The sequence below is a fragment of the Massilia soli genome, from assembly GCF_016809835.1.
In the GTDB taxonomy this organism is placed as follows: Bacteria; Pseudomonadota; Gammaproteobacteria; order Burkholderiales; family Burkholderiaceae_D; genus Telluria_A; species Telluria_A soli.
Genome location: NZ_JAFBIL020000005.1, coordinates 199,726 through 213,810, shown reverse-complemented (window position 1 = coordinate 213,810; position 14,085 = coordinate 199,726). Strand labels below are relative to the sequence as shown.

The following is a 14,085-nucleotide window of genomic DNA, read 5'->3' as shown; positions in this document are numbered from 1 at the left end:
GGTTCCCTCGCTTCGGTTATTGGCAAATGAGCGCGTTATTCGGGTCCTGGCGCATCATCTCGCGCGGCAGGTAGGTGCTGAAGGTCGGCAGCGAGCGCACCGGCATCACGGCGCCGGCAATCGGCGATATCCAGCGGTAGTTCAGTGCGGTGATGGTCACGGTGACGCCGGCGCAGTTGGTGGCGTCGCAGCCGGCCGGTTGCCAGGCCAGGTTGACGCCGCCGATTTCGGGCACCATCCTGCGCATTTTTTCCACCACCTGCTGCTGGTTGGCCGGGTCGGCGCACACCACCGCGAAGCGCGCGCCCAGGCGGGTCGCTTCGGTGGCGGCGTTCCAGGTGAACAGCATGCGGCTGAAGTCCGTCACCCCGAGCAGGAACATGAAGAACACCACCAGCACGAGCGCCAGCTCCACCGTCGTCGCACCTGCCTGCCGCGTTCTCATATCGGACTCCGCATCGTCGCGCTGATGTCGTTGAACGGGATCGCGGCGAACCGGGCGCCGAACATATTGGCGATCATCGGGCGGAACTGGTAGCCGGTAACGCGCACCGTGACCGTATTGATCAAGGGGTTGCTGCCGGCTGTCTGCCAGGTTGGCGCCGGGACGTTGGCGGCGGTAAGCGCATCGTCGAGCAGCTCGCCGGTGCCGGCCACGTTACCGTACAAGATCAGGTTGCGGGCCTCGGTGACGTGGGTGCCGGGCGTTTGCGTCGACAGGTAGCGCACCGCGTCGCGCACCACCTTGGCGGTGGTGTTGTAGCGGTACACCGCGCGCCCAAGTTCGGTGCTGAGCAGGGACAGCACCAGCAGCAGCGGCAGCACGAACGCAAATTCGACCAGCGCGACGCCATGTTGACGGGATCTCATCGCTCACCTCACCAGTACCGGCACCAGCGGACCGGCGGAGCCGCCGGGCATGCCGCTTGGGGCGCATGGGGTTTCAGGGATGCTGGCCAGGCCGCGGAACTCGAGCCTGGCCGTATCGTTCGGGCCACTGAGCGGATGCAGCATGAACATGCACACATAATCGATCACCTGCGCGCTGCCATTGATGACCGGGACCACGACCACGCGGCGGCTGTATCCGTACTGGCGGTGCTGGCCGCCGGCGCCGGGAGTGGCCAGCTTGTGAAAACTGTTTAGCTTGTTGCTGTCGTTGAAGGCGATCTGCGAACCGGTTTTCAGGTTGCTGCCGGTGTCGGCGAACGAGGCGAACGCGGCGCGCTTGGTGATGTAGTTCTGCGCAGTCGGGTGCGAGCCGGCGGCCGGTGTTCCCGAGAAGGCGTTCTGCGGCACGGCGTTCTTCCAGTTCGCTTCGGTGTAGGCGTAGCCGGTCTGGTCCGGATGGTGTTCGCTGGGCGAGTCGGCGTTTTTGTAGATGCCGAAGCGGAAGTTCCATGGCCGGTCGACGCTGGTCTGCGCGCCAGGGGTGCCCAAGGTGTCGCCGATGCGCGTGCCGCAGCGGCCGCCCTCGGACAGTTCGGCCGCGGTCTCGCTGGCGCTGCGGCTGCCGTCCAGGTTGTACCAGCCCATTTCGCCGGGCGAAATGCCGACGCCGGCCTTGTCGAACACGGTGACCCATTCGCCGACCAGGAAGCCGAAGTTGTTGGCCGGGGTGCCGCCCGGGCGGGCCATGATGGCGACCGGGATCGGGCAGGTGCTTTGCGCGCTGGCGCGGGTGGCGACGGCGCTGGCGACGACGTCGCGGGAAGCGGGGAAGGCCGCGCTGTCGCCGGTGAAGGCGGCCATTGCGTGCATCAGCCAGGTGCGCACGCCGGCCTGGCGGTGCTCGCATTGGACATAGCGCGCGCAGCAGCCTGCCGTGGGAGGCGCATAGGCCGCGTCCTTGAAGGTGATCTCGGCGCTGGTGACCTTGCCTTTACCGTCCCAGCTGGGCGACTGCAGATTGACCCCGTTGGCGTTCGCGGCGGTCATGCCGGCGCTGCGCGCGCGGCTCATGGAACTGGCCTGGCTGTCGAGCTCCTGGGCGGCCGCGAGCGCGCAGCTGTCCATGGCGGTCTGGAGTTCGGTCTTGACGATGAACAGGCGGCCGAAATCGAACGCGATCGCGACGAATCCGAGCAGGAAAAAGAGCAGGAAGCAGACCATCAGCATCACGGCGCCGCCCTGGCGGCGGGCGAACCGGCCCCCGGCGTCGTTCCCGCGCATGCGCGGACCCATCGTGCGCGCGGGCCGGTGAAACCGGGGCACCCGGCGACTGATCGCCGTCGGTACCGGTTCGCGCTGTCGCGGGAACGGCGGCTGGCTATGGAGCGTAAGCGTGTGCATGGTCATATCTCCGTCAGTGGCGGACCGCGCTGCCGCGCGCGGTCCGCCGGCTGGCCAATCAGGCGCAGGACGCCGAGGTAGTCAGGCAGGTGGCGACGCGGTCGATGAAGCCGCTGAAACTGGTGCCAGTCAGGTTGCGCAGTGCGACCACCAGGATGATCGACACCACGGCGATGATCAGCGCGTATTCGACGACCTGGGCGCCTTCATCGTCCTGTGCGAAGGATTTGACCGATTGTTTTACCGTTTTCAGGAAGCTGTTCATTTTGTGGCCTTTTAAGGTGAGGTTAATAACGATCCATCCGGCTGGATGGCTTGCTGCTCCGCGCACCGGCAGGGAGAGCCGGTGCTGGATTCTGTGGGCGGCGTCCCCTATTTCGCTGGGGTCCCGCCGATGTTGATCACGTTGACGACCGGAGGCGGCGCCTTGAAGCTGTCGTGGTAGCGGTCGATCGCCTGTTTCGCGGCCTGGCCGTCGATGCCCGTGGCCGGGTCCGAGCTGGCCGAAGCCTCCGGATTGACCGTCATCGATGTGCGCGCGGCGCGTACCGACTCGCCTAGGGTCGCCTCGGCGGCCGGCTTGTCGGTCGGGGCGGCCAGCGCGGTCGCTGGCTTGACCAGGCGCGGGGTGATGATGAAGATCAGTTCGGTCTGGTCCTTCTGGAATTCGGTCGAGCGGAACAGCGCGCCGAGCACCGGAAGCTCGCCCAGTCCCGGGAAGCGCGACAGTGTTTCGGTGACGTTATTGCGGATCAGGCCGGCGACGGCGAAGCTTTGCCCGTCGTTGAGCTGCACCGTGGTGTCGATCTTGCGCGTGGTGATCGAGGGCAGCACCGAGGTGACGCCGCCCACGGTGGTGAAGGGCGAGCCGGTCTGGGCCAGTTCCGACACCTCCGATACCAGCTTCAGGTTGACGCGGGTGCCATCGAGCACGGTCGGCGAAAACTTCAGTCCCACGCCGAATTCCTTTTCTTCCAGCGTGATCGTGGTGCCGCCGTTGTCGCGCGACTGGGCCACCGGGATAAAGATCTTGCCGCCGGAGAGGAAGCTGGCGGACTGGCCGCTGATCGCCATGATGTTGGGTTCGGCGAGGACACGCACCAGGCCGTCTTTCTTCTCGGCGTCGATGCCGAGCAGCGTGGAATTCTTGCCCGCTGCGGCCAGCCGGGAGCGCGCGGCGGAGTTGCCGCCGCCGACCGCCACATCGGCAATGCTCTCGACCGCGCCACCGGCAAGATTGTTGCCGAACTTGCCCAGCAGGGCGGGGTTGCCGCCGAAAATGCCCGAGATGACACGCGAGGTCAGCCCGTCGGCCGACGTGAACATGCGCGCGAAATCGATTCCGAACTTGTCCAGCAGTGACTTGCTCACTTCAGCGATCTTCACTTCGAGCATTACTTGCTGGGGCGAGGTGACGCGCAGCAGGTTGACCACGCGCTTGCCGCCGCCGTAGGCGCCGGCCACCCGCATCGCTTCGTCGAGCTTGGTGGCGTCGCTGACTTTGCCGGTCAGCACGATCGCGTTCTCGGCGCTGCGCACGCTGATGCCGGTTTCCTCCGGCATCAGCTCGGCCAGTTTCGACTGCAAGGTGGCAGGGTCGATCGCGACGATGATGTCGAGCAGGTAGCAGACGCCGGCGGCGTCCTGCATGATGACATTGGCAGCGCCGGCTTTTTTACCGCGCAGGAACAGGTCCGTCGGGCTCAGCAGCAAAACATCCAGGTCGGCGATGCTGCCGGTGTCGGCGGCCTCTGCCGGCGCCGGTGCCGGCGCCCCTCCAGGCTTTGCCGCGGCCTGCCCGCCGGCGACGATGCGCTTGACGGCAGCCGACAGCGGCACCACCGACGATTTGCCGAGCATTACCTGCACGGTCTGGGCGACGACGACGGCCTTGCAGGTGCCGGTGCTGGGGGCTGCCGCTGCGAAGGCGGGCGCAGCGAAGGCGGCGCTGCAGGCTGCAATGACAATATGCTTGTTCATGGCTGTGTTCTCCGTGGCGGGTCAAAAGCAGCTCAGCGTGGATGCGCCGTGCTGGATCACTTCCACACAAGTGCGCCTGGCGGCGAGAGGGCGGGGGGCTGCGGCGACGCGCCGTTTGACCGCTACCGCAGGCTTGGGCGCCGGCTTCTTCGGGGTGCCGAACAGCTCGGTCTTGGTGATGCCTGCGGTAGCGACGGTCTTCTGGTCGACCTGGTTGCGCAGCACCAGTGACAGGGTGCCGACGCTGCGCGCCAGGTCGAGCTTCTCAGAATCTTCGGGCGATAATTCGAGGGTGACGGCGCTGACGACCTTCGGCTTGGTGTCGTCGCGGCCGGCCTCCTGGGCCACGGCAAGCACCAGCACGCGCTCGAGCACCGTGATGCTGATCTGCTTGCCCTCTTCGGCGCCGTCCTTGTCCTGCTGGGCGTTGACCATCACGTCGACATAGTTGCCGGGCAGGGCGAAGCCTGCCACGCCGACCACGTCATTGACCCTGACGGTCATGGCCCGCTTGCCCTCGGCGATGACGGCCGACAAGCCGCCCAGGGTGCCCAGCGGCGCTAGCTTGCGCTCGATCAACGGCTCGCCGCGCAGGATGCCGACCTTGGCGATGCGGTCCTGCAGGTCCTTTGCGTCGATGAACGCGCCTGGCGGCACCGCAGCCGAAGGCCAGTCCAGCGTCGACAGCATCTCGGCATTGATCCTGGTGCCCAGCTCGATGTCGACTGCCGCCACCACCACCTTGTTCGAGGCGATGCCGGCCTGGCGCGACACCCATCCGGTGGCGTAGGCGGCCGCGGCAAGGCCGATCAGCAGGGCCAGCAGGATCAGCCCGAGCGCTTTGAAGTTCTTCATGGTGATATCTCCGGGCGACGGTTAGACGAGGTTGAACTGCCGTGCGATCAGGAAACTGATGGTGCCGAACGCGATGCTGATTCCGTACGCGAGCTTGCCGACCGATTCGATCGCGTTGGGATGAAGTTGCGGGTTGCCGGTGGCGACGGATGACCAGAACATGCCGCGCAGGACGGCGCCGGTGTTGCTCAGGATGCGGCGCATCACACCCTTGTGCAGCGCCCAGACCAGGGCGGAGAGGCCGGCCGTGACGATGCAGAACAGCAGCGCGTAGGCGGTATCGGCGACGCCCAGGAAGGCGCCGACCATTGCCATCAGCTTGACATCGCCGGCGCCCATGGCGCGGATCAGGTACATCGGCAGCATCGCGAAAAAGCCCAGCAGCATGCCGGCCGGCGCCCAGGTCCAGTCCGCGTGCCACTCGGGCGGGACGATGGTGTTGTAGAGCAGCGCGAAGACGATGCCGCCGCCGGTGATGCGGTTGGGAATGCGGAAAGTACGGAGATCGCTGACCGCCGCGGCCACCAGCAGGGCCAGCAGCACGCCGGTACGCGGGTCGGTGACCAGCATGCCGAGCAATTCTAAGAAGGAAGCAATTTCAGCCATGATCGTTCCCGCAATGAGGTGGTGATCGATGGCTTGAGTATATTTAGGCGAGCTCTTCTGCGAATCGGAGGGATGTCCTTTTGCCGGGGGGATGAGGCTCCTGATTTTTGGCCGGCCAGCTAGTCTGGCGATCCCATTGCGCCTGGTACTTTTGTCCTATGGACCGCATGCGGTCAGAACGGTTTAAGCGAGGGCTGACCGCGCTGTGCCGGGTTTTCCTGAACGGTTACAGCGCCTTGCAAACTGGCTGTTTCACCCGATGTTTGCGCCCGTACTCGGGGTTGGGGACGGGAAACCATCCCGCGTATATGTCATCTGTATAGTCAAAAATGCAGTTCGTCGCATTTCCGTGGTTCCGCGTGCAAGCGCTGTCTATAGTCACGGCCTGGATAACGCGCCGGGATTGTGAACAATCCGCTGGAACACCGCCCAGCTAACTGGTAGTGTATTGACCAGCGTGCCGGCGCGGCATGAAACCAAGCTCGCCAGCATTAAACCGGCAGCGAACCGTATGGAGATGGAATGAGCAAGTACTTGAATCTGGGCGTTGTCATTGCGGCGTTTTTCGCCATGATCGGAAGCGCCTTCGCGGCCGCCGGCGACGAAGTCGTGACCGAGACCCGTCCTGTCGATGCGCGCGCGGTGCGCGTCAAGCTCGATGGCGTCATCGACCTCAAGCTGCGCCAGGGGCCGGTCGCCAACCTCGTCCTTACCGGCGACCGGCGCTGGCTTGACAAGACCACCGTCGTGCAGCACGGCGATACGCTCAACATCGGCACCGAGATGCGCGGCTTCAAGCTGAACCGCCACGGCAGCGTGCGCGCCGAACTGACCTTGCCGAACCTGCGCGAAGTCTCGTCCGAAAGCGTCGGCTGGACCGAGATCCGCGGCTTCTCCGGCGACGAACTCGACCTCTCGCTGGAGGGCGCCGGCTCGATCAAGGTCAGCTGCCAATACCGCATCATCACGGCCAGCCTGGGCGGCGTGGGCAGCATGAATATTGACGGCCTCGACAGCGAGGGCATCGACCTGAACCTGCGCGGCGCCGGTTTTGTCACGCTGCACGGCCGCAGCAAGTGGCTCAAGGCATCGCTGGGTGGCCTTGGCGGCCTCGATGCGCAGCACTTCCAGGTCGACACCGTCAACCTCGAGCTGAGCGGCCTGGGCAATGCCTCGGTATCGGCGCGCGAGAACGCCACGCTGAATCTGTCGGGCATGGGCTCGGTGACGGTGTACGGCAAGCCGGCCAACCGCAGTGTCAGCGTCGACGGCCTCGGCAAGGTCAGCTGGAAATAAAAGCGAGCAGTCCTTTCAAGAGGACCGGCAGGGTGTACTAACAGAACCCAGTTTGAGACATGAAAAAATTATTCGTTGCGATCACATTCGCACTAGGCCTGCATACCGGCGCGCTGGCAGGCTTTACTGAAGGCGCCAATGCCTACAATGCCAAGAACTACGCGCTGGCGCTGAAGGAAGTCACGCCGCTGGCCAAGAAGGGGCACGCGGACGCGCAGCATTTGCTCGGCCTGATGTACTACATGGGCCGCGGCGTGGCGCGCGACTACAAGCAGGCGCTGCAATGGCACCGCAAGGCGGCAATGCAAGGCAAGGCCGACGCGCAGTACGTCGTCGGCGCCATGTATTACACAGGCAACACCGTGCCGCAGGATCACAAGACCGCGATTTCGTGGTTCCGCAAGGCGGCGGAGCAGGGCCATGCAGAGGCGCAGCACGCGCTCGGGCTGATGTACCGCTACCATGCGGCGGGGCTGCCGCAGGACGTGGTGCTCGCCTACATGCTGTGGAACCTGGCGGCCGCCAGCGGCAACGCCAACGCCGTCGAGCAGCGCGCCGCCATCGCGCGCCGCATGACGCCCGAGCAGATCGAGGAAGCGCAGGCGATGTCGCGCTCGTGGCGGCCGGGCACGCCTTTGCCACTGAAGTCCAGGACTGGCGACAATACCTGATGCTCGGCAGGCTCCTGCTCTGTGGAGCGCTGCTGATGGCGCCCGCCTGGGCGTCGTCGGCCGCTGCGGCCACCGCAAGGCCGGCACTGGAGCGCATGACGAGCGCCGACCTCGCCAGCCTGTTCGACGCGATCATTCCGGCGCAACTGGCGCACAACGATATCGCCGGCGCGGCAGTGGCTGTCGTACGCGACGGCCGGGTCGTCTTCGCCAAGGGCTACGGCTATGCCGATGCGGCCAGCCGGAAGCCCGTGTCTGCCTCGGACACCTTGTTCCGTATTGGCTCGGTATCAAAACTGTTCACATGGACTGCCGTGATGCAGCTTGTCGAGCAGGGCAAGATCGACCTGTCGGCGGACGTCAACCAATACCTGGACTTCCGCATTCCCGATGCCTTCGGCAAGCCGGTCACCATGCGCCACCTGATGACGCATACGGCAGGCTTCGAGGATGCGTACCAGGGCTTGTGGCGCCAGCGTCCCGACCAGAGCCCGTATCTCCGGCTCGACACCGCCATGCGCGTACCGCAACGGATATTCGCGCCGGGGACAGTCGCCGCCTACTCCAACTATGGCGCCGCCCTTGCCGGCTACATCGTGCAACGGGTCTCGGGCGAGCCGTTCGATGCCTACGTCGAGCGGCACATCACCGGCCGCCTCGGGATGTCCCGCACGACATTCCTGCAGCCGCTGCCCGGCGCGCTTGCGCCACACATGTCGTCAGGTTACCGGCTTGGTTCAGGCGGCGCGAAGCCGTTTGAACTGATGCTGTCCCCGGCAGGCGGCGCGTCGGCGACCGCCACCGATATGGCGCGCTTCATGCTGGCGAACCTGGGCGGCGCGCGCATCCTTGACCCGGGCACGACCGCACTGATGCACTCGCCCCAGCATGCCTTCGATGGGCGCGACAACGCCGTCGGCCTGGGCTGGACGAACCTGGCGCGCAACGGCCAGCGCCTGATCGGCCACGACGGCGCAACCTTGTACTTCCACGCGAACCTGGTGCTGGTTCCCGCCGCCGGTACCGGTATCTTCATTGCTTATAACAGTAGCGGGAATGGGGCGGGGGGCGCGTCGGGGCCGGTACTGCGCGCCTTCTTTGAGCGCTACTTTCCTCATCCCCCGCCCGCTCGGCCAAGCCTGTCCATGCCGGCAAGCGCCATGCCCGACATTGCCGGATCGTATATGCCGAGCCGGCGCGGACAATCGAACCTGGCCTACCTGGCGGCGTTGCTTGGACAGACGCGCGTTTCTGCCAACCGGGACGGAACCATCCGCGTTGAAAGACTGCTGGGGCAGTCGCGCCAGCCGCCGATCGCCTGGCGCCAGACGGCGCCCGGCTATTGGGAGGACAATGCCGGGCTGCGGCGGCACCTGATATTCAAGCGCGACTCCTCTGGCCAGTGGCAGTTTAGCGATGGTAATCCCGGCAATGTCCAGCAGCGTGCCGCGTGGTACCAGGACCAGCGCGTGGTGATGGGGCTGGCCGTGTTGTCCATCGGTGTATCGGCGCTGAGCGTGGCGGCGTGGCCGGTGGCGGCGTGGCGCCGGCGCCGCGCCGGCCGCGGCACCGGAAAGCTGGCCGCACATGCGCCGATTCATGCCGCTGCGGCCATTACCTTGTCGATGTGGGGCGCCGCGGCCGCGCTTGCCGTGGCGGCGGCGACGCACATCGAGCGCTTGCCGTCAGCGTGGTTCGACACCTCGCTGCAGGTCCTGCAGGTGGCGGGATGGTTGAGCCCGCTGATTCTCGGAGGGCTGGCATGGCGCTGGAAGCGCCTGCATGGCAAGCAGGCGCAGCCGGCAACCGTGCTGGTCCACCTGGGACTGGTGTACATGGCCGCGCTTGCGTCGCTGTGGCTTGCCTATCAGGTCAATCTGCTTACCTTCCCGCCGGGTTACTAGCGGCGCGCAGAGGACAGCCCTACGACCGTCCGGGAGCGATGTTGGCGAGGACATGGGCCAGCTCGGCGCTGTCGACCGGCTTGACGAAATGGTGGTCGAATCCGGCTGCTTTCGACAGCACGCGGTCGTGGGCCTGTCCATACCCGGTCAGCGCGATCAGCACCGTGCCGGCCGTCCTGGGATTGGCGCGCAGGTGCCGGGCAAGCTGATAGCCGTCCATGTCGGGCAGACCGATATCGAGGATGAAGGCCTGGGTGTCGGCCTCGCCGGCCGCCTTCAGCGCGCTTTCGGCGTCGTCGAACACCAGCACCTGGTGGCCGGTTGCCTCCAGCAGCGCACCAAGCGCGAACGCGGCGTCCTGGTTGTCGTCGACAATCATCAGGCGCAGCGCGATCGGCGCCTTCGCCAGCGGTTCGGCCGCCGGCGCCAGTTCGCGCCGCTGTTCCGGCGTGCTGCGGGGAAGGATGATCGTGAAGGTGCTGCCTTTCCCGGCCCCGGCGCTGTCCGCGGTCGCGGTCCCGCCATGCAGCAGGGCGATGCTCTTGACCAGCGCCAATCCCAGGCCAAGGCCGCCCTGGGCGCGGTCGGGCGTGCGTTCGGCCTGCGCAAACAGGTCGAACACCCTTGGCAGCAATTCCGGCGCCATGCCGATCCCGTCGTCGCTGACGCTGATCCGCACCTGCTGCTGGTCCACGTCGAGGGCAAGCGCAATCGTGCCGCGCGGCGGCGTGTATTTGGCGGCATTGTTGAGGACGTTCGAAATCGCCTGTACCAGCCGGGTCTTGTCGCCGCGCACATGCGTTTGCGCCGATGGGATCCTCAGCACCAGCTCGTGATGGCGCGCTTCCAGCAACGGCCGCGCCTGTTCGATCGCCCCCTGGACGATCGCCTTCAGGTCGAGGTCATCGTTGGCCAGTTCGACCAGGCCGCGGGTGACGCGCGACACGTCCAGCAGGTCGTCGACCAGGTTGGTCATGTGCTTGACCTGGCGGCTGATGATCTCGCTGGCCTGGGCGATGCGCTTGGGATCGGCGCCCTGGATTTTCAGCAGCTGCGCCGCGGTGCTGATCGGCGCCAGCGGGTTGCGCAGCTCGTGCGCCAGCATCGCCAGGAACTCGTCCTTCCGCTGGCTGGACTCGCGCCACTCGTCTTCGGACAGCTTCTGGGCATGGATGTCGGTGCAGGTACCCATCCAGCGCACGATCACGCCGGACTCATCCTCAACAGGCAGCGCGCGTCCGAGCACCCAGCGGTACTGGCCGGTGTGGTGCCGCAGCCGATACTGGATCTCGTAGATGTCGCCGGTTGCCAGGCTGTGGCGCCAGCGTTGCCACGCGTGGTGCTGGTCGTCGGGGTGGAACACATCGTTCCAGGCATCGCCGTCGGTCGAGCCGTGCGGCAGTCCGGTAAAGTCGTACCATTGCTGGTTGTAGTAATCGTGAAAGCCGTCGGGCAGGGTCGACCAGACCATTTGCGGCATCGCATCGGTCATCGTGCGGAACTTGGCCTCGCTCAGGCGCACGGCCAGCTCGCTGCGCGAGCGTTCGCTGGCGCTCCGGGTACGCTCGGCGATTTCCTGGATCAGCGCAAGCTCTTCGGCGGGCCAGCTGCGCGCCTCGCTACTGTTGAGGAACATCAGCGCAACCAGCTTGCCGTGCTCGGTTACAGGCACATTCACGAGGGCGCCCGCGTGGCGCGCCTTGAGCGCCGCGAGCGATTCCCGGGTCCGCTCATCGTTGGCGACGTCGGCAATGGCCACCACCTTGCCCAGCTTCAGGTCGTCGATGTAGGAGCCGTAATCGCGCATGTTCATGGTGCCTGCCACCGTGTCCACGCCCGGCGCGTTCCAGTCGCGCTCGACCGTGAGGGTCTCGGCGTCCGCATTGATGGTCCCGTAGCCAACCCGGCTCACGCCCAGCGTCTCGCCCAGGATCGTGCAGGCCTGGAAAATGATTTCGTCCGGCGTCTTCAGGTTGCGCACCACGTCATTCAAGCGGACCAGGGCATCGCGGCGCGCCTCGGCCAGCACCCGTCCGGTGACATCAACACCCTGTACCAGGATGCCGGAAACGGCGCCGGCGGCGTCGCGCACCGGCTGGAACACAAAATCGACGTAGCGCTCATCGACCGCGCCGCCCGGCGTGGCCTGCACCGCATACTTCGCGCCGTCGGCGGTAAATGGCGTGCCGCCCTGATACACCGCGTCGAGCAGCTTGACGTACCCCTGCGCCGCGGCGTCGGGCAGGCCTTCGGCGATGGTCATGCCAACGATGTCGCGGTGGCCGATCAGCTTCCGATAGCCGGGATTGACAAACTCGACCCGATGGTCGGGACCGGCCAGGATGGCCATGAACGCCGGCGCCTGCTGGAACAACTCGGTCACGTGCTGCTGGTCGCGGATCTGCCGCGCCTGCGCCGAGATCTCCGATCGCATCTGATCGGCTTCGGCGACGTTCCTGAACTGCTCGGTGACGTCCTCGACATACTGCATCACGTACTGCACCTCGCCGCGCGCATCGAAGATGGGCGAATGGGTCGGTTTCCAGTATTTCTCGGAGAATTCGGCGCCGGGCAGGGCCGGGTTGGCGACGTCGTAGCGCAGGATCGGCATGACATCGGCGGCCCTGGTTTGCAATACCCGCAGGATCGCCGCGCGCACGTTGGCAACGCCGGTCGCGCCAGGCTCGTCGGGGTTATCCGGAAACGCGTCGAAAATGTTGCGGCCTACAATATCCTCACGCCTGGCGCCGGTGGCGGCCAGATGCGCGTCGCTGACGGCAACGATGGTAAACGCCGGCGACACCACCAGGCAGGCGGCTGGAGTGGCGTTGAACAGCGCCGCGAAGTCCGGAGAAAGTGGGGAATCGTCTGGGGCCTGGTCGCTGTGGGTCACAATGAATACGTAAAATGTCGGTTGAACGAATTATCTACGAAGAATACATTGTTCTGGTCTAATTGCAGCGCGACTGACAATCCTTGTGGGGCCAGCGCCGGCTCGCCGGCGCTGGCCGTGCCGCACGCTGGGATGGCGTCGCCGATCTATCTATCATTTCTATCAGTCCATATGCAGATACGACGGTATGCCGAGGGGGAAGAAGCTGCGCTTCGGGCGATTTTCCGCTCGTCGGTCCGCGGTCTGGCATGTCAGCAATACACGCCGCTGCAGATCGACGCCTGGTCGCCGCCCGAGGAGGGCGCCGAGTTGCGCGAGCAGTGGGTGCGGCGCATTCGGTCCAACCAGCCGTGGGTGGTGGACGTGGATGGCCGCCTGGCCGCATTCGCGGACGTCCAGCCATCCGGCTACATCGACCATTTCTTTGTCGCGGCGGAGTTTGCCCGCCACGGTATTGGCATGGCGTTGATGCGCCACTTGCATGACGTTGCACGCGCGCGCGGCACCGTGAAGCTGTTCGCGCACGTGAGCCTGGCGGCCGAGCCGTTTTTTCGGCAAGCCGGTTTTATCGTCGAGGCGAGGCAACGCCCGACGATCCGCGGTGTCGAACTCGATAACGCCGTAATGAGCAAAATGCTGGACGCCGCTTAAGCCCACTTTCGTCAATGACAGGAGAAAAAACATGGTCAGCAAGAACACGATTTGTCTTTGGTTCGATGGCGCCGCCGAGGAGGCGGCCAGGTTCTATGCAGAAACGTTTCCTGATAGCGCGGTGACGGCGGTACACCGGGCGCCAGGCGACTACCCGTCCGGCAAGCAGGGCGATGTCCTCACGGTCGAGTTCAACGTGATGGGCATTCCCTGCCTTGGGCTGAACGGCGGCCCGGCGTTCAAGCATTCCGAAGCTTTTTCGTTCCAGGTCGCCACCGATGACCAGGCCGAGACCGACCGCCTGTGGAATGCGATCATCGACAACGGCGGCCAGGCCAGCGCCTGCGGCTGGTGCCGCGACAAATGGGGACTGTCGTGGCAAATCACGCCGCGCGTGCTGACCGAAGCAATCGCCGATCCGGACCGTGCGGCGGCCAAGCGCGCCTTCGACGCCATGATGCAGATGGGCAAGATCGACATCGCCAGGATCGAGGCGGCGCGGCGCGGATGACGGTCAGGCCGGCTGGTTCGATGCGATCGTCGCGTGCCAGTCGGCGTAGGGCGTATTGGCCACCTTGCGCCGGTTGAAATCGGGCGCGCCATCGGTCCACCATACGGGGCCGCGCTCACCCAGCGCGCGCTTGGCGAGATCGACCGCCGCCCGGGCGGCGCGCTCGGCCGCGGCATCCTGGCTTCGCTTGGCCGCGCCGACCTGGCGGCGCGCCGTCATCAGCTGGTCCACCAGCTGCTGGCGTTGTTCCGGCGCCAGCCCGGGATTGCTCATGCGCCAAAGGCGTCCAGCCACCACAAAGTAGCGGCCATCGGGCGTGCACGGATATTTCTCGGATGAGGGCATGGCCGTACTATATCCCCACTCGCGGCCTTGGGGGCCGGTGCGCGGCGTTTTGAGCGCGCCAAACGCGCATCGCCGCGCTCC

General features: G+C 65.8%; 14 protein-coding genes. 5 read left to right on the top strand and 9 right to left on the bottom strand.

Going from position 1 to position 14,085, the window contains the following annotated elements; genetic code table 11:
* Window positions 1-16 precede the first annotated feature (16 nt).
* The 7 genes from I4X03_RS13620 to I4X03_RS13590 all read right to left on the bottom strand — a co-directional run bounded on the left by I4X03_RS13620 (window position 17) and on the right by I4X03_RS13590 (window position 5,733).
* The gene (locus tag I4X03_RS13620; protein WP_223468781.1) at window positions 17-445 is read right to left on the bottom strand and encodes a TadE family protein; all 429 of its coding nucleotides are present in this window, start codon (window positions 443-445) and stop codon (window positions 17-19) included.
* On the bottom strand, window positions 442-870 hold the full coding sequence (locus tag I4X03_RS13615; protein ID WP_223468780.1) for a TadE/TadG family type IV pilus assembly protein: 429 nt from the start codon (window positions 868-870) through the stop codon (window positions 442-444). The genes I4X03_RS13620 and I4X03_RS13615 overlap by 4 nt, the downstream gene beginning before the upstream one ends.
* A 3-nt stretch (window positions 871-873) precedes the next feature.
* On the bottom strand, window positions 874-2,292 hold the full coding sequence (locus I4X03_RS13610) for a pilus assembly protein TadG-related protein (RefSeq protein ID WP_223468779.1): 1,419 nt from the start codon (window positions 2,290-2,292) through the stop codon (window positions 874-876).
* Window positions 2,293-2,350: 58 nt separating this feature from the next.
* Window positions 2,351-2,557 (bottom strand): Flp family type IVb pilin, encoded by a 207-nt coding sequence (locus I4X03_RS13605; protein ID WP_223468778.1) that lies wholly within the window; start codon window positions 2,555-2,557, stop codon window positions 2,351-2,353.
* Between the two features lie 107 nt (window positions 2,558-2,664).
* Window positions 2,665-4,272, bottom strand: a complete 1,608-nt coding sequence (locus tag I4X03_RS13600) for a type II and III secretion system protein family protein (RefSeq protein WP_223468777.1) — start codon at window positions 4,270-4,272, stop codon at window positions 2,665-2,667.
* A gap of 21 nt (window positions 4,273-4,293) precedes the next feature.
* On the bottom strand, window positions 4,294-5,127 hold the full coding sequence (gene cpaB, locus I4X03_RS13595) for a Flp pilus assembly protein CpaB (RefSeq protein WP_223468776.1): 834 nt from the start codon (window positions 5,125-5,127) through the stop codon (window positions 4,294-4,296).
* Window positions 5,128-5,148: 21 nt separating this feature from the next.
* Window positions 5,149-5,733: an A24 family peptidase gene (locus I4X03_RS13590; RefSeq protein WP_223468775.1), complete on the bottom strand. Its 585-nt coding sequence runs from the start codon at window positions 5,731-5,733 to the stop codon at window positions 5,149-5,151.
* Between the two features lie 522 nt (window positions 5,734-6,255).
* Between I4X03_RS13590 and I4X03_RS13585 the strand changes: the two genes are divergently transcribed.
* Genes I4X03_RS13585 through I4X03_RS13575 form a run of 3 tightly spaced genes read left to right on the top strand, consistent with a single transcriptional unit; the run spans window position 6,256 to window position 9,604 of the window.
* Entirely contained in the window at window positions 6,256-7,029 is a 774-nt protein-coding gene (locus tag I4X03_RS13585; RefSeq protein WP_223468774.1) for a GIN domain-containing protein, read from the top strand.
* A 59-nt stretch (window positions 7,030-7,088) separates the two neighbouring features.
* Entirely contained in the window at window positions 7,089-7,700 is a 612-nt protein-coding gene (locus tag I4X03_RS13580) for a tetratricopeptide repeat protein (protein WP_223468773.1), read from the top strand.
* Window positions 7,700-9,604, top strand: a complete 1,905-nt coding sequence (locus I4X03_RS13575; protein WP_223468772.1) for a serine hydrolase domain-containing protein — start codon at window positions 7,700-7,702, stop codon at window positions 9,602-9,604. The genes I4X03_RS13580 and I4X03_RS13575 overlap by 1 nt, the downstream gene beginning before the upstream one ends.
* Window positions 9,605-9,623: 19 nt before the next feature.
* On the opposite strand, the gene I4X03_RS13570 is transcribed toward I4X03_RS13575, so the two are convergent.
* A complete protein-coding gene (locus tag I4X03_RS13570; protein ID WP_223468771.1) occupies window positions 9,624-12,497 on the bottom strand; it encodes a hybrid sensor histidine kinase/response regulator in 2,874 nt (957 codons plus the stop codon).
* Window positions 12,498-12,629: 132 nt separating this feature from the next.
* Between I4X03_RS13570 and I4X03_RS13565 the strand changes: the two genes are divergently transcribed.
* Complete coding sequence (locus tag I4X03_RS13565) at window positions 12,630-13,148, top strand: GNAT family N-acetyltransferase (protein WP_223468770.1); 519 nt, start codon at window positions 12,630-12,632, stop codon at window positions 13,146-13,148.
* Window positions 13,149-13,179: 31 nt separating this feature from the next.
* Window positions 13,180-13,659: a VOC family protein gene (locus I4X03_RS13560; RefSeq protein WP_223468769.1), complete on the top strand. Its 480-nt coding sequence runs from the start codon at window positions 13,180-13,182 to the stop codon at window positions 13,657-13,659.
* Window positions 13,660-13,662: 3 nt separating this feature from the next.
* On the opposite strand, the gene I4X03_RS13555 is transcribed toward I4X03_RS13560, so the two are convergent.
* Window positions 13,663-14,004: a hypothetical protein gene (locus I4X03_RS13555; protein ID WP_223468768.1), complete on the bottom strand. Its 342-nt coding sequence runs from the start codon at window positions 14,002-14,004 to the stop codon at window positions 13,663-13,665.
* Window positions 14,005-14,085: the final 81 nt, after the last annotated feature.

Coding starts and splice junctions, on each gene's coding strand:
- cpaB (WP_223468776.1), bottom strand. CDS start 5,127: ATGAAGAACTTCAAAGCGCTCGGGCTGATCCTGCTGGCCCTGCTGATC.
- I4X03_RS13580 (WP_223468773.1), top strand. CDS start 7,089: ATGAAAAAATTATTCGTTGCGATCACATTCGCACTAGGCCTGCATACC.
- I4X03_RS13615 (WP_223468780.1), bottom strand. CDS start 870: ATGAGATCCCGTCAACATGGCGTCGCGCTGGTCGAATTTGCGTTCGTG.
- I4X03_RS13555 (WP_223468768.1), bottom strand. CDS start 14,004: ATGCCCTCATCCGAGAAATATCCGTGCACGCCCGATGGCCGCTACTTT.
- I4X03_RS13575 (WP_223468772.1), top strand. CDS start 7,700: ATGCTCGGCAGGCTCCTGCTCTGTGGAGCGCTGCTGATGGCGCCCGCC.
- I4X03_RS13585 (WP_223468774.1), top strand. CDS start 6,256: ATGAGCAAGTACTTGAATCTGGGCGTTGTCATTGCGGCGTTTTTCGCC.
- I4X03_RS13565 (WP_223468770.1), top strand. CDS start 12,630: ATGGCGTCGCCGATCTATCTATCATTTCTATCAGTCCATATGCAGATA.
- I4X03_RS13605 (WP_223468778.1), bottom strand. CDS start 2,557: ATGAACAGCTTCCTGAAAACGGTAAAACAATCGGTCAAATCCTTCGCA.
- I4X03_RS13560 (WP_223468769.1), top strand. CDS start 13,180: ATGGTCAGCAAGAACACGATTTGTCTTTGGTTCGATGGCGCCGCCGAG.
- I4X03_RS13600 (WP_223468777.1), bottom strand. CDS start 4,272: ATGAACAAGCATATTGTCATTGCAGCCTGCAGCGCCGCCTTCGCTGCG.
- I4X03_RS13610 (WP_223468779.1), bottom strand. CDS start 2,292: ATGCACACGCTTACGCTCCATAGCCAGCCGCCGTTCCCGCGACAGCGC.
- I4X03_RS13620 (WP_223468781.1), bottom strand. CDS start 445: ATGAGAACGCGGCAGGCAGGTGCGACGACGGTGGAGCTGGCGCTCGTG.
- I4X03_RS13590 (WP_223468775.1), bottom strand. CDS start 5,733: ATGGCTGAAATTGCTTCCTTCTTAGAATTGCTCGGCATGCTGGTCACC.